Consider the following 21712-nt stretch of genomic DNA (forward strand, 5'->3'; position numbering starts at 1 on the left):
CCCCACCACCACCTTCGGCGGTCCCCCTCCCCGAGCAAGCTCGGGGAGGAATTAAGGTGAATTACCGTGCCCCGCGCTTGACCGAGGCAAGCGCCGTCCGCAGCGGCGCCTGGGCCATGCGCGAGATCGTCTTGATCGCATAGTTGAGCTGGAAATCCTCGATCCCCTGCTTCTTGAGCGCGTCGGCGGTCAGGATGAAGCGCGGATCGGGTTTACCGTCGTCCTCGAGCACCTTGTCGTCGACCTTCGCCTCGTTGATCAGATGCTTGCGCAAATCGGCTTCGCGCAGGCGCGGGCGATCCTTGTAATCGGGATCGCTGAGCTGCGGCACGGCGATATCCGGCTTGATGCCGCCTTCCTGCACCGAACGGCCGGACGGGGTATAATAACGTGCGGTGGTCAGCTTGAGCGCGGTATCGTCGGACAGTTCGATCACCGTCTGGACCGAACCCTTGCCGAAGCTGCGTTCGCCCATCACCAAAGCCCGCTTATTGTCCTGCAACGCGCCGGCAACGATTTCGGCGGCCGACGCGCTGCCGGCATCGACCAGCACGATGATCGGCAGGCCGCGCGCCAGATCGCCAGACGTCGCATAGCGCCGTTCGATATCGGTCTTCTCGCGGCCGCGTTGCGAGACGATTTCGCCATGATCGAGGAAGATGTCGGACACGTCGATCGCCTGATCGAGCAGGCCACCGGGGTTTGAACGCAGATCAATCACATAGCCAAGCGGTTCGTGGCCGATCGACTTCTGGATGCCCGAGATCGCCGAACGGACCGCATCGCCGGTGCCGCTGTTGACGAAGGTGTTGATGTTGATGATGCCGACCTGATCCTTCACCTCCCATTTGACGGGCTTGAGCTGGATCAGTTCGCGGGTGAGGATGACGTCGAACGGCTTGTCACGGCCGGGCCGGACGATCGTCAGCGAAATCTTGCTTCCGGGCTTGCCGCGCATCTGGTCGACGGCTTCGTCGAGCGTCCCGCCATAGAGCAGATTGCCGTCGAGATGGGTGATATAGTCGCCCGATTTCAGGCCGGCACGCCAGGCTGGCGTGTCCTGTTGCGGGGTCATGATTTTGACGGCGCCATCCTCCATTGTGACGGAGAGGCCCAGGCCGCCATAGGCGCCCTGCGTCTGCGTGCGCATATTCTGCCGGTCGCGCGCATCGAGATATGCGCTGTGTGGATCGAGGCTGGCCAGCATTCCGTCGATCGCGCCCTTGATCAAGGTGCGATCGTCCACCTTGTCGACATAGTCCGATCGCACCCGCTCGAACACGCTCATGAACTGATCGAGTTCCTTGTATGTGCTGACGTCAACGGCGGCGAAGGCGGTGGTGAATGCCGGGATCAGCGCGAACACGCTGACAAGGCCGATCGAACGCAACAAGGTCTTCTTCATCGATTCACGCTCTTTCCCGGAGTACCGCCATGGTACAGCTATTTTCACGTTCTGGAAATATCCCCAAATCCTTGCCGAAATCTATCATCCCGCCGAAGCGATCGGCAGGATGTCGACGGGCTGGCCGGCATGACGCAACTCGACGGTGATGCGTGGCTGGGCGCCATCGGCGGTGCCGATCGGGCTGCCCTGCCAGATGGTCTCGCCAGGTTTGACGGCCAGCGCGCGCATGCCGGTGATCAAGGTGGTCCAGCCGCCGTCATGATCGATGATGACGATCGCGGCATAGCTACGGAACGGGCCGGCGAAGGCGATCCGGCCTTTGGCGGGCGCCACCACCTGCGCCCCGCGGGCGGTCGTCAACGTAATCCCCTTCGCGCGGACGCCGGCGTCGGAGATTTCGCCCATGCCGGCGACGATCTTGCCGATTACCGGAAGGCGATAGGACGGCAGGGCGCCCGAAGTGCCGGCATCGGGCGGACGCGGCGCCGGCATCGCGGCAGCGCCGGGCACCGCCGGGCGCAATATCGGCCCGGGCAGGCTCGCCAGCCGCGCGCGGATATCGGCCTGATCGCCCAGGTCGGCGATCAACTGGGTGATGTCCCTGGCCTTTTCGCTCATCGCGATCACGCGATCCTGCTCGATCATGGCGCTGTCGACATATTGCTGCGACCGGCGGCGCTGATCGGCTTCGAGCTGGGCCAACGCCTTGCGGCGGATTTCGAGCTGCTCGCGATCATGCTGGAGCTCGGCGACGGCGAGATCGGCGCGGCGGCGCAAGGCATTGCCGCGGGCCACCTCGGCGCGAAGACTTGCGGTGCGCTCGCGGATGATCGGCAGTGTGGAGCCCAGCAGTGCCCGCACGTGGATCATGTCGGTCACCGATCCGGGTTGCACGAGCGCAAGCGCCGATGGCCGCTGGGCCATCGTCTGCAACGCTGCGGTCAATTTGATGATCGGCCCTTGCTGATCGGCCAGCCGGGCCCGTTGCTCGGCGCGGAGTCGATCGATCAGTGCGACCTGGCTCTCGGCCGCGGCTATGCGCGCTTCGGCGGACTGGATGGCGGCGGCTGCGGCGACCTGCTCGGCGCGCGAGCGGCCCGCAGCTTCGGTCATTGCCCTGGCCTGGGCCTCCAGTTGGGCCGAGCGGCGTTCGGCCTGGGCTGCGATGCGCCGGGATGCAGAGAGAGCCTGTCGTTGTTCGATAACGGATGGATCGCGGGCCCGTTCGGCAGCGGTGAGCATGATTGGAGAGAGCAAGAGTGTACCCGCTTCAATCAAAGCCGCCATCCCCACGAAGAGTTTAGAGAAACCTAAGCCCCTCCCCTTCAGGGGAGGGGTTGGGGTGGGGCCTCTCCTCCTCGGCGCTGGTCTCGGTGAGACGCGGACGCCCCACCCCAACCCCTCCCCTGAAGGGGAGGGGCTTGCCAACAGAACAGATTCCTGCCCTCGCGGGGGTGACGAATGGGAGGGGGTTTCATGTATCATCCTCACCCCTCCCGATGGTACGGGTGACCGGCCAATATGCTCGTCGCGCGCCACAATTGCTCGGCGAGCATCGCGCGGGCCAGCATGTGGGGCCAGGTCGCCTTGCCGAACGACAGCAATATATCGGCGTCGGCCCGCTGGCTCTCGTCGAAGCCGTCCGCCGCGCCGATCAGGAAACGCGCCTCGCGTCGGCCGTCGTCGCGCCAGCGGCCGAGCTTCTCGGCAAAGGCGAGCGAACCCATCGCTTCGCCTTTCTCGTCGAGCATGATCAGGATCGTACCCGGATCACGCGGTGGCATCCTGCCGCCCTGATCGGGGAGCTCGGTGACACGCGTCGGCCAGCTGATACGCCGCATATAGCGATCGACCAGATCGGCCTCGGGACTACGGCCGATCTTCCCCCGCGCGACGATGTGGAGCAGCAATTGGGTCTGCTGTCGGGCGTCAGACCTCGGCCACCGGAGCCGGGGCGTCGCCGAAATTCCACATGCGTTCAAGATTGTAAAAGCTGCGCACTTCGGGACGGAACAGGTGGACGATCACGTCTCCTGCATCGATCAGCACCCAGTCAGCCGTCGGCAGGCCTTCGATCCGGGCGGCACGGCCCGTTTCGGCCTTGATCCGATCGACCAGCTTGGCAGCCATCGATGCCACCTGGCGCGTCGAACGGCCGCTGGCGATCACCATGTGATCGGCGATCGACGATTTGCCGGCGAGCGGAATGGTGACGGTTTCGACGGCCTGGTCGTCGTCGAGCGATTTCAGAACGAGCTCATGGAGCGCGGCTGAAGGATCTGCATCCAAAGCACGGGGCTTGATGCTACTTTGGGCGGTCAATGTACCTCCTAACGAACCGGCCTGCGCGAAACCGGATCGCGCAGCGCCTTTTGGTTATATGACGAATGCCAGCATGGTGCCTTGGCGCGAAGCCGGGTTGCGGAACCGCGATCGGGATAAAAGCGCAACAGCACGAGCGCTGGCGGACTCCATGTTGTCCAGTCTTTTGCCTTGGTCCCGGGCCGGACGAAGCGCCGCAACCAACCCATCGCCCTCGAAGCGCGGGCATGGCTATCATACCCCGGACGGGCGACAACAGCAATGGTGACCGTGCGGGCGATCTCCCGCCAGTCGCGCCAACGGTGGAATTGCGCCAGATTGTCTGCTCCCATCACCCACAGGAAGCGGCGATTGGGATAGGCCCGTACCAGTTTTTTGAGCGTATCGGCGGTGTAGCGCGTGCCGAGTCGCTGTTCGATCGCGGTCGCGTGAATCGGTGCCCGGCGTGCCATTTTCCGCGCCGAGGCGAGCCGGGCGGACAGCGGGGCCATCCCCTCGACCGGCTTCAGCGGATTGCCCGGCGAGACCAGCCACCACATCTCATCGAGCCCCATCGCGTCGATCACGAACAGGCTGATACGGCGATGGCTGTTATGGGCGGGATTGAAGCTGCCCCCGAGCAAGCCGGTGGGGATCATGACGCTAGATCACCCCTTCCTTGTGCAGGGAGAGGCGGCGCGCTCCGCAAATGTTTCGCCGAAAATATCACGCCTCCGCCGGCAATCCCTGCGGCAGCGGCTCCTGCAATATCCCCTCGCGCTTCGCCACGATCATCGGCACCAGGATCTGGCCCGCGACGTTTACGGCCGTTCGCCCCATGTCGAGGATCGGATCGATTGCAAGCAACAGGCCGGCGCCTTCGAGCGGGAGGCCGAGTGTCGAGAGCGTCAGGGTCAGCATCACCACAGCGCCGGTCAGCCCCGCCGTTGCCGCCGATCCGATCACCGAGACGAAGACGATCAATCCGTAATCAATCAGGTGCAGCGGCAGGCCATAGAATTGCGCGACGAATATCGCCGAGATCGCCGGATAGATCGCCGCGCAGCCGTCCATCTTCGTGGTGGCGGCGAGCGGCACGGCGAAGGCGGCGTAGTTGTTCGGCACGCCGAGGACCTCGGCCGAGCGTTCGGTGACGGGGAGTGTTCCCACCGACGAGCGCGAGACGAAGCCGAGCTGGATTGCCGGCCAGGCGCCCGCGAAGAAACGCCGCGGCGAAATTCCGTTGAACAGCAGCAGGGTCGGGTAAACGACCAGCAGTACGATCGCGAGGCCGACATAGACCGCTGCTGCAAACCAGCCGAGCCTCGCCAGCGCGTCCCAGCCATAATTGGCGACGGCGTTCCCGAACATGCCGATGCTGCCGATCGGGGTCAGCCGGATCACCCACCAGAGCAATTTGCGCATCACCACCAGCAGCGATTTGACGAACGCCAGAAACGGCTCGGCGGCCGCACCTGCGCGCAGCGCCGCCGCGCCAACCGCGATCGAGATCACGATGATCTGCAGCACGTTGAAATTCAGGTTGGTCGTGATCGCGCCGCTGCTCAGCGGTTTGCTGGTTGCATAGAGGCCCAGCGCATTGGCGGGCACAAGCCCTTTGAGAAAATCGAGCCAGGATCCGATCGTCTTCGGCGTTGTCGCCTCGGCGATCGCCACGCCGCTGGACAGGCCGGGCTGGATCAGCAGGCCGAGCGTGATGCCGATCGAAACGGCGATCAAGGCCGTCAGCGCGAACCACAGCAAGGTCTGCGAGACGAGCCGGGCGGCGTTGTTGAGGTTGCGCAGGTTGACGATGCTGGTGACGATCGCGGCGAAGATCAGCGGCGCCACCAGCGCCCTCAGCAACTGGACGAAGATCGTCCCGATTGTATCGAGTGCTTGTGCGAGCGCGTTGGGGTCACCGCCGGGACCCGGGCCCAGCGCGCGGGCAACGAGACCGAGTACGAGTCCCGCCACCATGCCGGCCAGAACCTGAAAGCCGAACGAGCGGAAGACCGATCCTTTGGCGGCTGCGGTCATGGGCGCTGCTGCCCGGTGCCACGCACCACCCACTTATATGTGGTGAGCCCTTCCAGCGCGACGGGGCCGCGCGCATGGAGCCGGCCGGTGGATATGCCGATTTCCGCGCCCAGCCCGAATTCGCCGCCATCGGCAAATTGCGTCGAGGCGTTGTGCATGACGATAGCGCTGTCGACCGTGCGCAGGAAGCGATCGGCGGTCGGCTGGTCTTCCGTGATGATCGCATCGGTATGGTGCGACGAATGGGCGGCGATATGCGTCATCGCGCCGTCGACGCCGTCGACCATGGCGACCGAGACGATCGAATCGAGATATTCGGTATCCCAGTCCTCGGCCGAAGCGGGCAGTACCCGCGTGTCGATCGCCCGCGCCGCAGCGTCGCCGCGGACCTCGCACCCGGCGTCGATCAACCCGGCCAGGATCGGAGCGGGATCGGCGAAGGCGCGGTCGATCAGCACGGTTTCGGTCGCGCCGCAGACGCCCGTGCGGCGCATCTTGGAATTGACCGCGATCGCCTGCGCCTTGGTGGGATCGGCGGCGCGATCGATATAGAGATGGACGATGCCGTCGAGATGCGCGAGCACCGGCACGCGCGCTTCATCCTGTACGCGCGCGACCAGACTCTTGCCGCCGCGTGGCACGATGATGTCGATCAGTCCGGCGGCGGTGAGCATCGCGCCCACGGCCGCGCGATCGGTGGTGGGGATCAGCTGGATCGCGTCTTCGGGCAGCCCGGCCACGCGCAGGCCGGTGAGCATCGCGGCGTGGATGGCCTTGTTGCTGCCGCTCGCTTCCGATCCGCCGCGCAGGATGCAGGCGTTGCCCGACATCAATGATAATGCGCCGGCATCGGCCGTTACGTTCGGCCGGCTTTCATAGATGATGCCGATAACGCCGAGCGGCACGCGGACCCGTTGCAGCACCAGGCCGTTAGGCCGTACCGTTTCGTCGATCTGCTGACCGACGGGATCGGGGAGCGCTGCAACCGCGTCGAGCGCTGCCGCAATGCCTTCGATCCGCTCCGGATTGAGGACAAGCCGATCGATCATCGCTGCCGACAGGCCACCAGCGCGGGCGCTGGCGACATCGGCGGCATTGGCGGCAACGACATCGTCGACGCCGGCCCGGATGGCCCGGGCAGCGGCGGTCAGCGCGGCCGCCTTCTGCGCGGTTGGCACGCCGGCCAGAATCGCGGCGGCACGGCGCGCCCGCCCGCCCATATCGGCGATCAGGGCGGTGGCATCCAGAGGGCGGTCGAGTGTAGCTGTAGCGGACATGCCGGAAGCCCTAGCATATTCGTCATTCCGCCCCAAACCCACTCGCGCTTGGATCGGGTCAATGTTAGCTATCAGCCCCATGACTGGGGAATTCGAAGCAATCGCCGATGTCGCCACCGGGACATTGGCCGCGCGCGCGATCGCTGGCGCCGGTGCGCACGATCATGTCGAAGGTAGCGCCTGCCTGAACTGCGGCGCGCAACTGATGGGCGCGCATTGCCATCGATGCGGGCAATCGGGCCATGTCCATCGTACGGCGATGGCCCTGTTCCACGACATTGCCCACGGGGTGTTCCACTTCGAAGGGCGTACCTGGCACACATTACCGATGCTGTTCTGGCATCCGGGCGACCTGACCCGCCGCTATGTGCAGGGCGAGCGTGTGAAGTTCGTGTCCCCGATGGCGTTGTTCCTGTTCTCGGTCTTCCTGATGGCGGCGACCTTTTCCTGGGTGGGCGGGCCGACCGGCCATCAAGCAAGGCCCGCCACAGCTGATGCCCGAGCCGACGCAAAACGGGAGCTGGTCAAGGATAATGACCAACTGACCAAATTACTCGCACGCCGCGCCGCGGCCGTGGCCGCCGCGAAATCGACCGAGGATATTGACGAGGAGCTATCGGACCTTCGCGGCGAGATGGCCGGCCTCGCGATCGTGGCGGACGGCAAGGCTCCGGGAGCGGCAGCCGTCAATTTCGTGCCGAGTTCGCGCATCGAGCAGATCGATCGAATCCTCAGCCACGCCAAGGAAAATCCGGGGCTGATGGCGTATAAACTGCAGTCGAGCGCCTATAAATTTTCCTGGGCATTGATTCCGATCTCGCTGCCGTTCATCTGGATGCTGTTCATGTTCCGGCGCGACGTCGGCATGTACGACCATGCGATCTTCGCGACCTATTCGCTGTCGGCGATGACCCTGACGGTGGCCATCCTGAGCATCGCCGCCGCAATCGGCGTCCCTCAGGCTCTCGTCTGGCTCATCCTCTTTTTCTTCCCGCCGTGGCACATGTATCGCCAGTTGAAGGAGGCCTATAGCCTTGGCCGGTTCCGCGCGGCGTGGCGCATGGTGGCGCTGGTCATATCAGCTTACACGTCGGCGCTGATCTTCTTCATCTTCCTGGTAACCGTGGGCGCTCACTAGGGCCGGGCAGGCGGCAGCTGGCAAACCGGCAGCTTGAGCTTGGCGAGGTCGGCGCATGGCCGCACCTGGGCCGATCCGTCGGGGCCGATATAGACGGCATAGTCGCCGCCCTTGGCGCAATGGGCGGTCCACATCACCAGATTTTTGTAAGGCCCCTGTCGGTGGGTGGAGAGCACTTGCCGGCAATATTGCCCGCCATCGAGAATCGCGCGCCGCATCACGGCCCGTTGTTGGATGTCCGACAGCTTCGCCACCTGGTCGCTATAATTTTGCGCGGCCGGTACGGTGGCCACGGCCGACGACGTGACAATAAGAAGCAGCGAGGCGAGGAGCGGTCTCATGGGGCACAGCATACCATTCCTGCGGCGGCTGTCACCCGCGGATGGGCGCGGCAGCCCATGATCATCGGGCATAAGATGATCGCGCGGATCTTCGTGTCGGCGTTACTCGCCCCTTGCCTTAGTCTGCCCCCCTCGCTATGTGCCCGCGTCTCGGCGCCGGAGGAGTGTAGCTCAGTTGGTAGAGCATCGGTCTCCAAAACCGAGGGCCGTGGGTTCGAGTCCCCCCACTCCTGCCATCCTTTCGGGGATGACGGGTTAAGGCCGACGGGGTCGAGTGTGAGATGAGGTCTGGTCCGCCGGCCGGAAGGCTGAAGCGGAACATGGCCTCATGTCGTGTTTTTGGGTTATCACGAGGTCCGATTCGTCGGGCTTCGATTGAAAAGGTTTGGGCGTGGCGAAGACTTCACCCGGCGAATTCTGGAAGCAGGTGCAGGCAGAACGACGGAAAATCGTTTGGCCAACCCGCAAGGAAACCGTGACGACCACCATCATGGTGGGGATCATGACGATGCTGCTGGGGGTATTCTTCTTCGGTATCGATCAGATTTTCAGCCGGATCGTCCGGTTGCTCCTGTCGATGCTGAACTGATTAAACGGAGACGATGGCGTTCATGGCGCGTTGGTACATCATTCACGCCTATTCGGGCTTCGAGAACAAGGTGAAGGAAGCGATCCTTTCGGACGCGACCCGCCTCGGGCTGGAAGCGTTGGTCGAAGCCGTCGAGGTTCCGACCGAGAAGATCACCGAAGTTCGCCGTGGCAAGAAGATTACGTCCGATCGCAAATTCTTCCCCGGCTATGTGCTGGCGAAGCTGAGCATGAACGACGATGTCTATCACCTGGTGAAGAACACGCCGAAGGTAACGGGCTTTCTGGGGTCGATGGGCAAGCCCCAGCCGATCACCGAAGCCGAGGCCGCGCGCATCCTGAATACCAAGGATGAAGCCGCAGCGGCTGCGCCGAAGGCGAAGCTGAAGGTCGATTACGAGATCGGCGACCAGGTGAAGGTGCTGGACGGTCCGTTCGCCAGCTTCAACGGCGTCGTCGAGGAACTGGACTTCGACCGCAGTCGCGTGAAGGTGTCGGTATCGATCTTCGGTCGCGCAACCCCGGTCGAGCTCGAGTTCGAGCAGGTCGAACGAATGAAATGAGTTTTTCCGGCTTTGGCCGGGGAATGTTGCGGGAGGCGACCTTCGGGAAGCCGCATGGACCGCTAAACCTTGAAGGGTGAAGAGTAATGGCAAAGAAGATTACGGGCTATATCAAGCTCCAGGTTCCGGCCGGAAAGGCCAATCCGTCGCCGCCGATCGGCCCTGCGCTGGGTCAGCGCGGCGTGAACATCATGGAATTCTGCAAGGCGTTCAATGCGTCGACCGGCGATCATGATGTAGGTACCCCGCTGCCGACCGTCATCACGGTCTATGCGGACCGTTCGTTCAGCTTCGTCACCAAGACGCCGCCGGCAACCTATCTGCTCAAGAAGGCCGCCGGCCTGAAGTCGGGTTCGAAGGAGCCGGGCAAGCTGGTCGCGGGCAAGATCAAGCGTTCGCAGCTCGCCGAAGTCGCGACCGCGAAGATGAAGGATCTCAACGCCAACGATCTCGAGGCGGCAACCCGCATCATCGAAGGCTCTGCCCGCGCGATGGGCCTCGAAGTGGTGGAGGGCTGATATCATGGCAAAGCTGAGCAAGAAGGCGAAAGCCATGGCCGCGGCGGTCAACCCGCTGAAGCTGCATGCGATCGACGAAGCGATCGCGCTGGCGCAGAAGAATGCCACCGCCAAGTTTGACGAGACGATCGAAGTCGCGCTGAACCTCGGCGTCGATCCGCGTCACGCTGACCAGATGGTCCGCGGCGTCGTCACGCTGCCCAAGGGCACCGGCAAGGACGTTCGCGTCGGCGTGTTCGCCCGTGGCGCCAAAGCTGACGAAGCCCGCGCCGCTGGCGCCGAAGTCGTCGGTGCCGAAGACCTGCTCGAAACCATCCAGGGTGGCACGGTCGATTTCGATCGCTGCATTGCGACCCCGGACATGATGGGAATCGTCGGCCGTCTCGGCAAGATCCTGGGTCCGAAGGGCCTGATGCCGAACCCGAAGCTGGGCACCGTGACCATGAACGTCGGTGAGGCCGTCAAGGCCGCCAAGGGCGGTCAGGTCGAGTTCCGCGTCGAGAAGGCCGGCATCATCCACAGCGGCATCGGCAAGGCCAGCTTCCCGGCCGCCGACCTGCGCGCGAATTTCGACGCGTTCGTCGATGCGATCGTCAAGGCCAAGCCGGCGGGCGCCAAGGGCAAGTACCTCCAGAAGGTCGCCCTGAGCTCGTCGATGGGCCCTGGCGTCAAGGTCGATGTCGCCGAGATTTCGGCGTAACCGAATTCCCCCTCTCCCGCCTGCGCGGGGGAGGGGAATAGTACCGTCCGAGACAGCAGGTGCCGGGAATCCGCCCGGCTTAATGTCCTGCCAAGACGGGGAAAAGTTTTCCGGGTTCCATCTTCGGATGGCCCGGGTCTGCCAGAAGGCTCCACGAGTCTTTCAGTCAGGCGACCGACCCCTCGGACGGGTCATGGGACGGCGTATCGGTCCCGTGGCTCAACAGCCCGGCAGATGTTCTGCCGGGTGTTCTAAGGAGTAAGGCATGGATCGAGCTCAAAAAGCCGAGCTGGTCGCCGATCTGAAGAGCAGCTTCTCCAAGACCAGCGTGGTGATCATCACCCGCAATCTTGGGCTTACGGTCGCACAGTCCACTGTGCTCCGTACGAAGATGCGCGAAGCCGGTGCCAGCTACAAGGTATCGAAGAACAAGCTCGCCCGCATTGCCGTCGAGGGCACGACCTACAGCAGTCTGCATGACTTGCTCGTAGGCCCGACCGCACTCAGCACGTCTGTCGATCCCGTTGCACCTGCCAAGGTCATCGTGGATTTCGCGAAGACCAACGACAAGTTGGAAATCGTCGGCGGCGCGATGGGTGACACGGTCCTCGACGTGGCCGGCGTGAAGGCGCTGGCCGAGCTGCCGTCGCTCGACGAACTGCGCGCCAAGATCGTGGGCCTCGTACAGGCGCCCGCGACCAAGATCGTCCAGATCGTTCAGGCTCCGGCCGGCCAGCTTGCGCGGGTACTCGCCGCTTATGCGGCGAAGGACGAGACGGCGGAAGCCGCCTGATCTTCGATATCAACTGACTGAAACATATTGGGCGTGATCGCCCGCATGGAGACTTAAAATGGCAGACCTTCAGAAGCTTGTTGACGACCTTTCGGCCCTGACCGTTCTCGAAGCCGCGGAGCTTTCCAAGCTCCTCGAAGAGAAGTGGGGCGTTTCCGCTGCTGCCGCTGTTGCAGTAGCACCTGCCGGTGCCGGCGCAGCCGCTCCGGCTGCCGAAGAGAAGACCGAATTCGACGTCATCCTGACCGGCGACGGTGGCAAGAAGATCAACGTGATCAAGGAAGTTCGCGTGATCACCGGCCTCGGCCTGACCGAAGCCAAGACGCTGGTCGAGTCGGCTCCGAAGGCCGTCAAGGAAGGCATCAGCAAGGACGAAGCCGAGAAGATCAAGAAGCAGCTCGAGGAAGCCGGCGCGACCGTCGAACTCAAGTAAGCTTTTTGGTTGCCCCTCGGGGCGATCGGATCGAAAGGGGCGGCTTCCGAAAGGAGGTCGCCTTTTTCTATTTGCCGTTTCTTCTCCTCCTCCCCTCCCTGCTTGCAGGGAGGGGCTGGGGGTGGGTGCCGCCGAGGCACTCGGCGGCTTCCGAGAGGATTTGTTGGACGACACCGTCAAGGTTCTCGATGATGTCACCGTTCCAGTAGCGGATGACTTTCCAGCCGAGGCTGGCGAGGTAATCCGAGCGCCGCTCATCATATGCAGTTGTGTCGAGATGCTGGCTTCCGTCCAGTTCGATCGCCAGCTTCGCCTCGCGGCAGGCGAAATCGATAATGTAAGGTCCAATGGGCAACTGGCGCGTGAATTTCGGCCGGTAGCGAGATAGGGCGTGCCAGAGATCGCGTTCCGTCCTGGTCGTGCCGTTGCGGAGTGCGCGGGCGTTGGCGGTCATGTGTTCGGCAACACGTTTCATTTCCACAGCGTAGCATGCTCGCTGGCGCTCGCTACCCACCCCCAACCCCTCCCTTGCAGGGAGGGGAGCAAAAAAGGGGAGTAGAAGGGGGCTTCCCTTCGAAGGGCACGCTAACTATATAGCGCCATCTACAGACATCGGCAGATGCTCGCCCGTTAAAAGGGAGCGCCGCCCTTGCCTCTCCGGGACACGGCCCGCCTTGCGAACGGGACGCGACGAATTGGAGAAGGATTTCAAGGGTTTCACCAAACGCAGGCAGTGCGGTTCCGAAGGCCCGGACCCGCACTTTTTTTCGTGGGACTTGTCCTGCGAATCGGCCGCGATCCCGCTGCGAGGCGGACTTTTTTTGACGATGCGAGGGACGATTTAATGGCAACCCAGGCAGTTCCGACAACCGCCAAGAAGCGCATCCGCAAGGTCTTCGGAAATATTCACGAAGTCGTGCAGATGCCGAACCTCATCGAGGTGCAGCGTGAAAGCTATGAGCATTTCCTGCGCTCGCGCCCGGCCGATGGCTATGTTTCGGGGCTTGAAAAGACGCTGCGGTCGGTTTTCCCGATCCGCGACTTCGCCGGCACCGCCGAACTCGATTTCGTCCAGTATGAACTCGAAGATCCCAAGTACGACACTGAGGAATGCCGTCATCGCGGCATGACCTATGCGGCGCCGATGCGCGTGACGCTCCGCCTCATTGTGTTCGAGGTCGATCCCGATACCGAAACCCGTTCGGTGCTCGATATCAAGGAGCAGGACGTCTACATGGGCGACATGCCGCTCATGACGCAGAACGGTACGTTCATCGTCAACGGCACCGAGCGCGTGATCGTCAGCCAGATGCACCGTTCGCCGGGTGTGCTGTTCGATCATGATCGTGGCAAGACCCATTCGTCGGGCAAATATCTGTTCGCTGCCCGCGTGATTCCGTATCGCGGTTCGTGGCTCGATTTCGAATTCGACGCCAAGGACATCGTCAACGTCCGCATCGATCGCAAGCGCAAGCTGCCGGTCACGACGCTGCTCTATGCGCTGGGCCTGAATGGCGAGGAAATTCTCAACCATTTCTACAAAACCGCGACCTATGTCCGCGGCGATGGCGGCTGGAAGGTTCCGTACCTGTCGGAGAACTGGCGTGGCCAGAAGCCGCAGTTCGATGTCGTCAACGGCGAGACCGGCGAAGTCGTATTCCCGGCCGGCACCAAGATCAGTCCGCGTGCCGCCAACAAGGCCGGCAAGGATGGCCTCACCACGCTGCTGATCCCCACCGACCAGATCTTCGGCCGCTATTCGGCGCTGGACCTGATCGACGAGAGCACCGGCCGCATCTACATCGAGGCCGGTGACGAGGTTTCGCCCGAAAATCTCGAACTGCTCGATAAGGCCGGGATCGATCATATCGAACTGCTCGATATCGATCATGTCTCGACCGGTCCGTGGATCCGCAACACGCTGAAGGCCGACAAGGTCGAGGAGCGCGATCATGCGCTGTCCGAAATCTATCGCGTGATGCGTCCTGGCGAACCGCCGACGAAGGAAACGGCCGAGGCTCTGTTCTCCGGCCTGTTCTTCGATCCGGAACGCTATGACCTGTCGGCCGTCGGCCGCGTCAAGCTCAACATGCGCCTCGAGCTCGATGTCGAAGACACGATCACGACCTTGCGCGGCGAGGATATCCTGGCTGTCGTCAAGACGCTCGTCGATCTGAAGGACGGCAAGGGCGAGATCGACGATATCGACAATCTCGGCAACCGCCGCGTGCGTTCGGTGGGCGAGCTTCTGGAAAACCAGTATCGCGTCGGCCTGCTGCGCATGGAGCGTGCGGTCAAGGAGCGTATGTCGTCGGTCGACGTGTCGACGGCAATGCCGAACGACCTGATCAACGCCAAGCCGGCAGTGGCCGCGGTCCGCGAATTCTTCGGCTCGTCGCAGCTGTCGCAGTTCATGGATCAGACCAACCCGCTGTCCGAAGTTACCCACAAGCGTCGCGTGTCGGCGCTCGGGCCGGGCGGTCTGACGCGCGAGCGCGCGGGCTTCGAAGTCCGCGACGTTCACCCGACCCATTATGGCCGTATCTGCCCGATCGAAACGCCGGAAGGCCCGAACATCGGTCTGATCAACTCGCTGGCGTCGTTCAGCCGGGTCAACAAGTACGGCTTCATCGAGACGCCGTATCGGAAGGTTGTCGATCACAAGGTCACCGATGACGTCGTCTATCTGTCGGCGATGGAAGAGGCCAAGCACACGATCGCGCAGGCCAATGCCGAGCTCGACAGCGAAGGCCGGTTCGTCGAGGATCTGATTTCGTCGCGCGAAGCCGGCGAATTCCTGATCGCCCCGCGCGATCAGATCACGCTGATGGACGTGAGTCCGAAGCAGCTCGTGTCGGTGGCGGCATCGCTGATCCCGTTCCTGGAAAACGATGACGCCAACCGCGCGCTGATGGGATCGAACATGCAGCGGCAGGCGGTGCCGCTCGTCCGCGCCGAGGCCCCGTTCGTGGGCACCGGCATGGAAGAGACGGTTGCGCGCGATTCGGGTGCCGCGATCGGCGCCCGTCGGGCGGGTATCGTCGATCAGGTCGATGCGACCCGTATCGTGATCCGCGCTTCGGGCGATATCGATGCCGGCAAGTCGGGCGTCGACATCTACACGCTGATGAAGTTCCAGCGCTCGAACCAGTCGACCTGTATCAACCAGCGTCCGCTGGTGAAGGTCGGCGAAGTGGTCGAGGCCGGCGACATCATCGCCGACGGTCCTTCGACCGAGTTCGGTGAACTCGCGCTCGGCCGCAATGTGCTGGTCGCGTTCATGCCCTGGAACGGCTATAATTATGAGGATTCGATCCTCATTTCCGAACGGATCGTGAAGGACGACGTGTTCACCTCCATCCACATCGACGAGTTCGAAGTGATGGCGCGCGACACCAAGCTCGGGCCGGAAGACATCACCCGCGATATCCCGAACGTCGGCGAGGAAGCCCTGCGCAACCTTGACGAGGCCGGCATCGTCTATATCGGGGCCGAGGTTGAGCCGGGCGACATCCTGTGCGGCAAGATCACGCCGAAGGGCGAAAGCCCGATGACGCCCGAGGAAAAGCTCCTCCGCGCGATCTTCGGTGAAAAGGCGTCGGACGTGCGCGATACGTCGCTGCGCCTGCCGCCGGGTGTTTCGGGCACCGTCGTCGACGTCCGGGTGTTCAACCGTCACGGCATCGACAAGGACGAGCGCGCGATGGCGATCGAGCGCGAAGAGATCGATCGGCTGACCAAGGACCGCGAGGACGAACGCGCGATCCTGAACCGTGCCAACTTTGCGCGTCTGCGCGAAATGCTGCTCGGCCAGGTTGCGACCGCCGCACCGAAGGGCGTCCGCAAGGGTGCCACGATCGACGACGACCTGCTGGAAACGGTCGAGCGTCGCGAATGGTGGAAGTTCGCGGTCGCCGACGATGCGCGCCAGAGCGATCTGGAAGCGGTCAAGGCGCAGTATGACGAAGCCGTCAGCCTGATCGTCAAGAAGTTCGAGGATCGTGTCGAGAAGCTCCAACGCGGCGACGAGCTGCCCCCGGGCGTGCTCAAGATGGTCAAGGTGTTCGTTGCGGTGAAGCGCAAGCTGCAGCCAGGCGACAAGATGGCCGGCCGTCACGGCAATAAGGGCGTGATCAGCCGCATTCTGCCGAACGAGGACATGCCGTTCCTTGCCGACGGGACGCCGGTCGATATCGTGCTGAACCCGCTGGGCGTGCCGTCGCGCATGAACGTCGGCCAGATCTTCGAAACGCATCTGGGCTGGGCATCGCGCGGTCTGGGCAAGCAGATCACCGAGGCTCTGGAAGGGTGGCGCGAAGCCAATCCGAATCCGGAACCTGGCCTGGCGCCCCAGGTGGTGATCGATCGTCTCAAGACGGTCTATGGCGAGCAGTATCACGCCGAGATCGACGCACGGACGCCCGATCAGATCGTCGAGATGGCGCGGTTGCTGAAGAACGGCGTGCCGATGGCAACGCCGGTGTTCGATGGCGCCCGCGAGGCCGATGTTTCGCAGATGCTGACGCTTGCCGGGCTCAACACCTCGGGCCAGGTCGAACTGTTCGACGGACGCACCGGTGAGGAGTTCGATCGCAAGGTCACGGTGGGCTACATCTATATGCTGAAGCTCCACCATCTGGTCGACGACAAGATCCATGCACGTTCGATCGGGCCGTACAGCCTCGTCACCCAGCAGCCGCTGGGCGGTAAGGCGCAGTTCGGTGGCCAGCGCTTCGGTGAAATGGAAGTGTGGGCGCTGCAGGCTTATGGCGCGGCGTACACCTTGCAGGAAATGCTGACGGTGAAGTCCGATGACGTCGTCGGTCGCACCAAGGTCTATGAGGCGATCGTCAAGGGTGACGATACCTTCGAGGCCGGCATTCCGGAGAGCTTCAACGTGCTCGTCAAGGAAATGCGGTCGCTGGGCCTCAACGTCGAGCTTTCGGCGATCGAGGACAAGACCGGTTTGGCCGAAGCAGCCGAGTAACAAACAACAGAGCCTTCTCCCGCTTGCGGGAGAAGGTTGGATGAGGGTCTTCTTTCTTCTTCAACGAAGAAGACCCTCACCTCCCACCGCCAAGGCGGTGGGCCCCTCCTCTCCCGCAAGCGGGAGAGGGCCTAGAAAGGAAGCGGGACTATGAACGAACTGACCAATTTCGCGAATCCGATGGCGAAGCCGGAAACCTTCGACCAGATTCAGATCGGCATCGCATCGCCCGAGCGCATCCGCTCCTGGTCCTTCGGTGAGATCAAGAAGCCGGAAACCATCAACTATCGCACGTTCAAGCCCGAGCGTGACGGCCTGTTCTGCGCGCGCATCTTCGGTCCGATCAAGGATTACGAGTGCCTGTGCGGCAAGTATAAGCGGATGAAGTATAAGGGCATCGTCTGCGAGAAGTGCGGCGTCGAGGTTACCGTCTCGAAGGTTCGCCGCGAGCGGATGGGCCATATCGAGCTCGCCGCTCCGGTCGCGCACATCTGGTTCCTGAAGTCGCTGCCATCGCGCATCGGCCTGCTGCTCGACATGCAGCTCAAGCAGCTCGAGCGCGTGCTCTATTTCGAAGCCTATATCGTGATCGAGCCCGGCCTGACCGCGCTCGACAAATATCAGCTGCTGACCGAAGACGAGCTGCTCGAAGCGCAGGACCAGTACGGTGAAGACGCCTTCTCCGCCGGCATCGGCGCCGAGGCGGTCCGCCGCATGCTCGAAGACCTCGATCTGGTCGGCGAGCGCGAGGAACTGCTCAAGGAACTTGCCGAGACCAAGTCCGAGCTGAAGCCCAAGAAGATCATCAAGCGGCTGAAGGTCGTCGAGAGCTTCATCGATTCGGGCAACCGCCCCGAATGGATGATCCTCGAAGTCGTCCCCGTCATTCCGCCCGAGCTGCGCCCGCTGGTGCCGCTCGACGGCGGTCGCTTCGCGACGTCGGATCTCAACGATCTTTATCGCCGCGTGATCAACCGTAACAACCGCCTCAAGCGCCTCATGGAGCTGCGCGCGCCGGACATCATCGTCCGCAATGAAAAGCGCATGCTGCAGGAGTCCGTCGACGCTCTGTTCGATAACGGTCGTCGCGGTCGCACGATCACGGGCGCCAACAAGCGTCCGCTCAAGTCGCTGTCCGACATGCTCAAGGGCAAGCAGGGCCGCTTCCGCCAGAATCTGCTCGGCAAGCGCGTCGACTATTCGGGCCGTTCAGTCATCGTCACCGGTCCGGAGCTCAAGCTTCACCAGTGCGGCCTGCCGAAGAAGATGGCGCTCGAGCTGTTCAAGCCGTTCATCTACGCCCGCCTCGATGCCAAGGGTCTGTCGATGACCCTCAAGCAGGCGAAGAAGTGGGTCGAGAAGGAGCGCAAGGAAGTCTGGGACATCCTCGACGAGGTGATCCGCGAGCATCCGGTGCTTCTGAACCGCGCGCCGACGCTCCACCGTCTCGGCATCCAGGCATTCGAGCCGGTGCTGATCGAGGGCAAGGCGATCCAGCTTCACCCGCTGGTCTGCTCGGCGTTCAACGCCGACTTCGACGGCGATCAGATGGCCGTCCATGTTCCGCTGTCGCTCGAAGCGCAGCTGGAAGCGCGCGTGCTGATGATGTCGACCAACAACATCCTGTCGCCCGCGAACGGCAAGCCGATCATCGTGCCGTCGCAGGACATGGTGTTGGGTCTCTATTATCTGTCGATGCTCAAGGAAGGCGAGCCCGGCGAGGGCATGCTGATGTCCGACATGCAGGAAGTGCATCATGCAATCGCCGCCAAGGCGGTGACCCTGCACACCAAGGTCATCACCCGCGTGCCCCAGACCGACGAAGACGGTAAGCAGTATATGAAGCGGGTGGAAACCACGCCCGGCCGTATGCTGCTGGGCGAAACCCTGCCGAAGAGCCACAAGGTTCCGTTCGAGACGATCAACCGCTTGCTGACCAAGAAGGAGATCGGCGACGTCATCGACATCGTCTATCGCCACACCGGCCAGAAGGAGACCGTGCTGTTCGCGGACGCGATCATGTCGCTCGGCTTCCGCCACGCGTTCCAGGCCGGTATCTCGTTCGGCAAGGACGACATGATCATTCCGGACTCGAAGGTGCCGCTGGTCGATGAGACCAAGGGCCTCGTCAAGGATTTCGAGCAGCAATATCAGGACGGCCTGATCACCCAGCAGGAAAAGTATAACAAGGTGATCGATGCCTGGTCGCGTTGCGGCGACCGTGTTGCGGCCGAGATGATGAAGGAGATCCAGGCGGTCAAGAAGCTGCCCAACGGCCGCGAAGCCCCGATCAACGCGATCTACATGATGGCGCATTCGGGTGCCCGTGGCTCGGCGGCGCAGATCAAGCAGCTTGCCGGCATGCGCGGCCTGATGGCCAAGCCGTCGGGCGAGATCATCGAGACGCCGATCATCTCGAACTTCAAGGAAGGCCTGACCGTCCTCGAATATTTCAACTCCACCCACGGCGCCCGCAAGGGCCTCGCGGATACGGCGTTGAAGACCGCGAACTCGGGATATCTCACCCGCCGTCTGGTCGACGTGTCGCAGGATTGCGTCGTCGTCGAACTCGATTGCGGCACCGAGCGCGCGCTCGACATGAAGGCGATCGTTCAGGGCGGCGCGACCATCGCGTCGCTGGGCGAGCGCATCCTGGGCCGCACCACGGCCGAGGACATCGTCGATTCGAAGACCAATCAGGTCGCGATCCACGAGGGCACCTTGCTCGACGAAGCGCATATCACGCTGATCGAGAGCATCGGCATCCTCGGCGTCAAGATCCGCTCGCCGCTGGTGTGCGAATCGAAGGGCGGCGTCTGCGCGGCCTGCTACGGGCGTGATCTCGCCCGTGGTACGCCGGTGAACATCGGCGAAGCGGTCGGCGTCATCGCGGCGCAGTCGATCGGTGAACCGGGCACCCAGCTGACGATGCGGACCTTCCACATCGGCGGCGCGGCGCAGATCAACGAGCAGTCGAACCTCGAGGCGATCGCGGACGGCAAGATCGAATATCGCGAACTGCGCACGATCACCGATCATCGCGGCCGGCGTGTGTCGCTCAGCCGCAATGGCGAACTGGCGATCATCGACAGCGAAGGTCGTGAGCGCTCGGTGCACCGCCTCCCTTATGGTGCTTATCTGCTGCTCGAAGACCAGGCGATCGTCACCAAGGGCGATCGCATCGCCGAATGGGATCCGTTCACCATGCCGGTGATTACGGAAACCGGCGGCGTGGTGAAGTACCAGGATCTGATCGAGAACCAGACCCTGACCGAGCAGACCGACGAAGCCACCGGCATCAGCCAGAAGGTCGTGATCGAATATCGCGTCACCAGCCGCAAGGAGGATCTTCGTCCGCGCCTGACCCTGCTTGACGAAAGCTCGGGTGAAACCGCGCGCTACATGCTGGCGCCGGGTGCGATGCTTTCGGTCGAGGACGGTCAGACGGTGCAGGCGGGTGAAGTGCTCGCCCGTGTCAGCCGCGAGTCCGCCAAGACCCGCGACATCACCGGCGGTCTGCCGCGCGTTGCCGAACTGTTCGAAGCGCGCAAGCCGAAGGAAAATGCGATCATCGCCAAGGTCTCGGGCCGTGTCGAATTCGGCAAGGACTATAAGGCCAAGCGCAAGATCATCATCCGCCCGGACGACGGATCGGACGCCGTCGAATATCTGGTGCCGAAGTCGAAGGTGATCGACGTTCAGGAAGGCGACTACGTCAAGCGCGGCGATAATCTGATCGGCGGTTCACCCGATCCGCACGATATTCTCGAGGTGCTCGGCATCGAGCCGCTCGCCGAATATCTCGTGTCGGAAATCCAGGAAGTCTATCGACTCCAGGGCGTGAAGATCAACGACAAGCACATCGAGACGATCGTTCGTCAGATGCTGCAGAAGGTTGAGATCACGTTCGGCGGCGATACCACTTTGCTGGCCGGCGAGCAGGTCGACCGTGAGGAAATGGACGAGCTGAACGCCAAGGCCGTCGCCGAAGGTCGCGAGCCCGCCACGGGCAAGCCGATTCTGCTGGGCATCACCAAGGCGTCGCTGCAGACCCGCAGCTTCATCTCGGCGGCGTCCTTCCAGGAAACGACCCGCGTTCTCACCGAGGCTTCGGTGCAGGGCAAGATCGACACGCTGACGGGCCTGAAGGAAAACGTCATCGTCGGCCGGCTGATCCCGGCGGGCACCGGCGCCGGCATGAGCCGCCTGCGCGTCACCGCCTCCAGCCGCGACGCTGCGCTCCGCGTGCAGCAGCGCAATTGGCAGGAATCGCTGATCGCGCCGCAGTCCGCGGCCGAGGAGCGAGCAGCCGAACTGCGTCAGCCGATCGAAGCCGATACCGGTGACGATGCGCTGGGCGCGGTCGTCGGCGAAAGCCATGGCACGGATGCCGAAGCGATCTGAGGTTCGATAGGCTGATGTAAATGAAACCCCGCCGGAGCGATCCGGCGGGGTTTTGTTTTTGGCTGGGCTTCGCGATGCTCGATTGTGCGGCGCAACATATCCTTCGCGCCGCCCCCAAATTTCTGCTAGAGCGCACTGTGAATAGCTTGAATCGAGGGTGGATTCCCAAAGCGGCCTGGATGTGATTCAAGCTTTGGGCTGGGTTTGGAGGCCAGCCCTTA

General features: G+C 63.0%; 18 protein-coding genes and 1 tRNA gene. 10 read left to right on the forward strand and 9 right to left on the reverse strand.

Annotated elements, in window-relative coordinates; translation table 11 throughout:
- Nucleotides 1-61 precede the first annotated feature (61 nt).
- The 7 genes from BLS13_RS11620 to BLS13_RS11650 form a co-directional block, all read right to left on the reverse strand.
- The gene (locus BLS13_RS11620; RefSeq protein ID WP_093452258.1) at nucleotides 62-1405 is read right to left on the reverse strand and encodes a S41 family peptidase; all 1344 of its coding nucleotides are present in this window, start codon (nucleotides 1403-1405) and stop codon (nucleotides 62-64) included.
- Between the two features lie 84 nt (nucleotides 1406-1489).
- A complete protein-coding gene (locus BLS13_RS11625; protein ID WP_256325833.1) occupies nucleotides 1490-2521 on the reverse strand; it encodes a murein hydrolase activator EnvC family protein in 1032 nt (343 codons plus the stop codon).
- 374 nt (nucleotides 2522-2895) lie between these two features.
- Nucleotides 2896-3318, reverse strand: a complete 423-nt coding sequence (locus BLS13_RS11630; protein WP_093452261.1) for a 23S rRNA (pseudouridine(1915)-N(3))-methyltransferase RlmH — start codon at nucleotides 3316-3318, stop codon at nucleotides 2896-2898.
- A 19-nt stretch (nucleotides 3319-3337) separates the two neighbouring features.
- The gene (rsfS, locus tag BLS13_RS11635) at nucleotides 3338-3730 is read right to left on the reverse strand and encodes a ribosome silencing factor (protein WP_037526164.1); all 393 of its coding nucleotides are present in this window, start codon (nucleotides 3728-3730) and stop codon (nucleotides 3338-3340) included.
- An 8-nt stretch (nucleotides 3731-3738) separates the two neighbouring features.
- Nucleotides 3739-4368 (reverse strand): nicotinate-nucleotide adenylyltransferase, encoded by a 630-nt coding sequence (locus BLS13_RS11640; protein WP_093452263.1) that lies wholly within the window; start codon nucleotides 4366-4368, stop codon nucleotides 3739-3741.
- A gap of 67 nt (nucleotides 4369-4435) precedes the next feature.
- A complete protein-coding gene (locus BLS13_RS11645; protein WP_093452264.1) occupies nucleotides 4436-5749 on the reverse strand; it encodes a dicarboxylate/amino acid:cation symporter in 1314 nt (437 codons plus the stop codon).
- The gene (locus BLS13_RS11650) at nucleotides 5746-7026 is read right to left on the reverse strand and encodes a glutamate-5-semialdehyde dehydrogenase (protein WP_093452266.1); all 1281 of its coding nucleotides are present in this window, start codon (nucleotides 7024-7026) and stop codon (nucleotides 5746-5748) included. Before BLS13_RS11650 ends, BLS13_RS11645 begins: the two co-directional genes overlap by 4 nt.
- Before the next feature lie 79 nt (nucleotides 7027-7105).
- On the opposite strand from BLS13_RS11650, the gene BLS13_RS11655 reads away from it, so the two are divergent.
- A complete protein-coding gene (locus tag BLS13_RS11655; RefSeq protein ID WP_176943554.1) occupies nucleotides 7106-8164 on the forward strand; it encodes a DUF3667 domain-containing protein in 1059 nt (352 codons plus the stop codon).
- Here BLS13_RS11655 and BLS13_RS11660 read toward each other — a convergent pair.
- Entirely contained in the window at nucleotides 8161-8505 is a 345-nt protein-coding gene (locus BLS13_RS11660; RefSeq protein ID WP_093452320.1) for a hypothetical protein, read from the reverse strand. The genes BLS13_RS11655 and BLS13_RS11660 overlap by 4 nt on opposite strands.
- Nucleotides 8506-8665: 160 nt before the next feature.
- Between BLS13_RS11660 and BLS13_RS11665 the strand changes: the two genes are divergently transcribed.
- The 7 genes from BLS13_RS11665 to rplL all read left to right on the forward strand — a co-directional run bounded on the left by BLS13_RS11665 (nucleotide 8666) and on the right by rplL (nucleotide 12100).
- Nucleotides 8666-8741, forward strand: a tRNA-Trp gene (locus tag BLS13_RS11665).
- A gap of 155 nt (nucleotides 8742-8896) precedes the next feature.
- A complete protein-coding gene (gene secE, locus BLS13_RS11670; protein WP_093452322.1) occupies nucleotides 8897-9094 on the forward strand; it encodes a preprotein translocase subunit SecE in 198 nt (65 codons plus the stop codon).
- Nucleotides 9095-9116: 22 nt separating this feature from the next.
- Nucleotides 9117-9656 carry a transcription termination/antitermination protein NusG gene (gene nusG, locus BLS13_RS11675; protein WP_037526245.1) on the forward strand — a complete coding sequence of 180 codons (540 nt, stop codon included), beginning with the start codon at nucleotides 9117-9119 and terminating at the stop codon, nucleotides 9654-9656.
- An 86-nt stretch (nucleotides 9657-9742) separates the two neighbouring features.
- Nucleotides 9743-10174, forward strand: a complete 432-nt coding sequence (gene rplK, locus BLS13_RS11680; RefSeq protein WP_037526157.1) for a 50S ribosomal protein L11 — start codon at nucleotides 9743-9745, stop codon at nucleotides 10172-10174.
- A 4-nt stretch (nucleotides 10175-10178) separates the two neighbouring features.
- Entirely contained in the window at nucleotides 10179-10874 is a 696-nt protein-coding gene (gene rplA / locus BLS13_RS11685; RefSeq protein WP_093452268.1) for a 50S ribosomal protein L1, read from the forward strand.
- Between the two features lie 265 nt (nucleotides 10875-11139).
- Nucleotides 11140-11667, forward strand: a complete 528-nt coding sequence (gene rplJ, locus BLS13_RS11690; protein ID WP_093452270.1) for a 50S ribosomal protein L10 — start codon at nucleotides 11140-11142, stop codon at nucleotides 11665-11667.
- Nucleotides 11668-11725: 58 nt separating this feature from the next.
- Nucleotides 11726-12100 carry a 50S ribosomal protein L7/L12 gene (gene rplL, locus BLS13_RS11695; protein WP_093452272.1) on the forward strand — a complete coding sequence of 125 codons (375 nt, stop codon included), beginning with the start codon at nucleotides 11726-11728 and terminating at the stop codon, nucleotides 12098-12100.
- 67 nt (nucleotides 12101-12167) lie between these two features.
- On the opposite strand, the gene BLS13_RS11700 is transcribed toward rplL, so the two are convergent.
- Entirely contained in the window at nucleotides 12168-12575 is a 408-nt protein-coding gene (locus BLS13_RS11700; protein ID WP_093452274.1) for an endonuclease domain-containing protein, read from the reverse strand.
- Between the two features lie 369 nt (nucleotides 12576-12944).
- On the opposite strand from BLS13_RS11700, the gene rpoB reads away from it, so the two are divergent.
- Together rpoB and rpoC are read left to right on the forward strand one after the other, a co-directional pair.
- Complete coding sequence (rpoB, locus tag BLS13_RS11705; protein ID WP_093452276.1) at nucleotides 12945-17087, forward strand: DNA-directed RNA polymerase subunit beta; 4143 nt, start codon at nucleotides 12945-12947, stop codon at nucleotides 17085-17087.
- A gap of 150 nt (nucleotides 17088-17237) precedes the next feature.
- Nucleotides 17238-21491, forward strand: a complete 4254-nt coding sequence (gene rpoC, locus BLS13_RS11710; protein WP_093452278.1) for a DNA-directed RNA polymerase subunit beta' — start codon at nucleotides 17238-17240, stop codon at nucleotides 21489-21491.
- Nucleotides 21492-21712: the final 221 nt, after the last annotated feature.

The organism is Sphingomonas sp. YR710 (genome assembly GCF_900101455.1).
GTDB lineage: Bacteria > Pseudomonadota > Alphaproteobacteria > Sphingomonadales > Sphingomonadaceae > Rhizorhabdus.

Coding starts and splice junctions, on each gene's coding strand:
- BLS13_RS11620 (WP_093452258.1), bottom strand. CDS start 1,405: ATGAAGAAGACCTTGTTGCGTTCGATCGGCCTTGTCAGCGTGTTCGCG.
- BLS13_RS11625 (WP_256325833.1), bottom strand. CDS start 2,521: ATGACCGAAGCTGCGGGCCGCTCGCGCGCCGAGCAGGTCGCCGCAGCC.
- BLS13_RS11640 (WP_093452263.1), bottom strand. CDS start 4,368: ATGATCCCCACCGGCTTGCTCGGGGGCAGCTTCAATCCCGCCCATAAC.
- BLS13_RS11645 (WP_093452264.1), bottom strand. CDS start 5,749: ATGACCGCAGCCGCCAAAGGATCGGTCTTCCGCTCGTTCGGCTTTCAG.
- BLS13_RS11650 (WP_093452266.1), bottom strand. CDS start 7,026: ATGTCCGCTACAGCTACACTCGACCGCCCTCTGGATGCCACCGCCCTG.
- BLS13_RS11655 (WP_176943554.1), top strand. CDS start 7,106: ATGACTGGGGAATTCGAAGCAATCGCCGATGTCGCCACCGGGACATTG.
- BLS13_RS11660 (WP_093452320.1), bottom strand. CDS start 8,505: ATGAGACCGCTCCTCGCCTCGCTGCTTCTTATTGTCACGTCGTCGGCC.
- nusG (WP_037526245.1), top strand. CDS start 9,117: ATGGCGCGTTGGTACATCATTCACGCCTATTCGGGCTTCGAGAACAAG.
- rplK (WP_037526157.1), top strand. CDS start 9,743: ATGGCAAAGAAGATTACGGGCTATATCAAGCTCCAGGTTCCGGCCGGA.
- rplA (WP_093452268.1), top strand. CDS start 10,179: ATGGCAAAGCTGAGCAAGAAGGCGAAAGCCATGGCCGCGGCGGTCAAC.
- rplJ (WP_093452270.1), top strand. CDS start 11,140: ATGGATCGAGCTCAAAAAGCCGAGCTGGTCGCCGATCTGAAGAGCAGC.
- rplL (WP_093452272.1), top strand. CDS start 11,726: ATGGCAGACCTTCAGAAGCTTGTTGACGACCTTTCGGCCCTGACCGTT.
- BLS13_RS11700 (WP_093452274.1), bottom strand. CDS start 12,575: ATGAAACGTGTTGCCGAACACATGACCGCCAACGCCCGCGCACTCCGC.
- rpoB (WP_093452276.1), top strand. CDS start 12,945: ATGGCAACCCAGGCAGTTCCGACAACCGCCAAGAAGCGCATCCGCAAG.
- rpoC (WP_093452278.1), top strand. CDS start 17,238: ATGAACGAACTGACCAATTTCGCGAATCCGATGGCGAAGCCGGAAACC.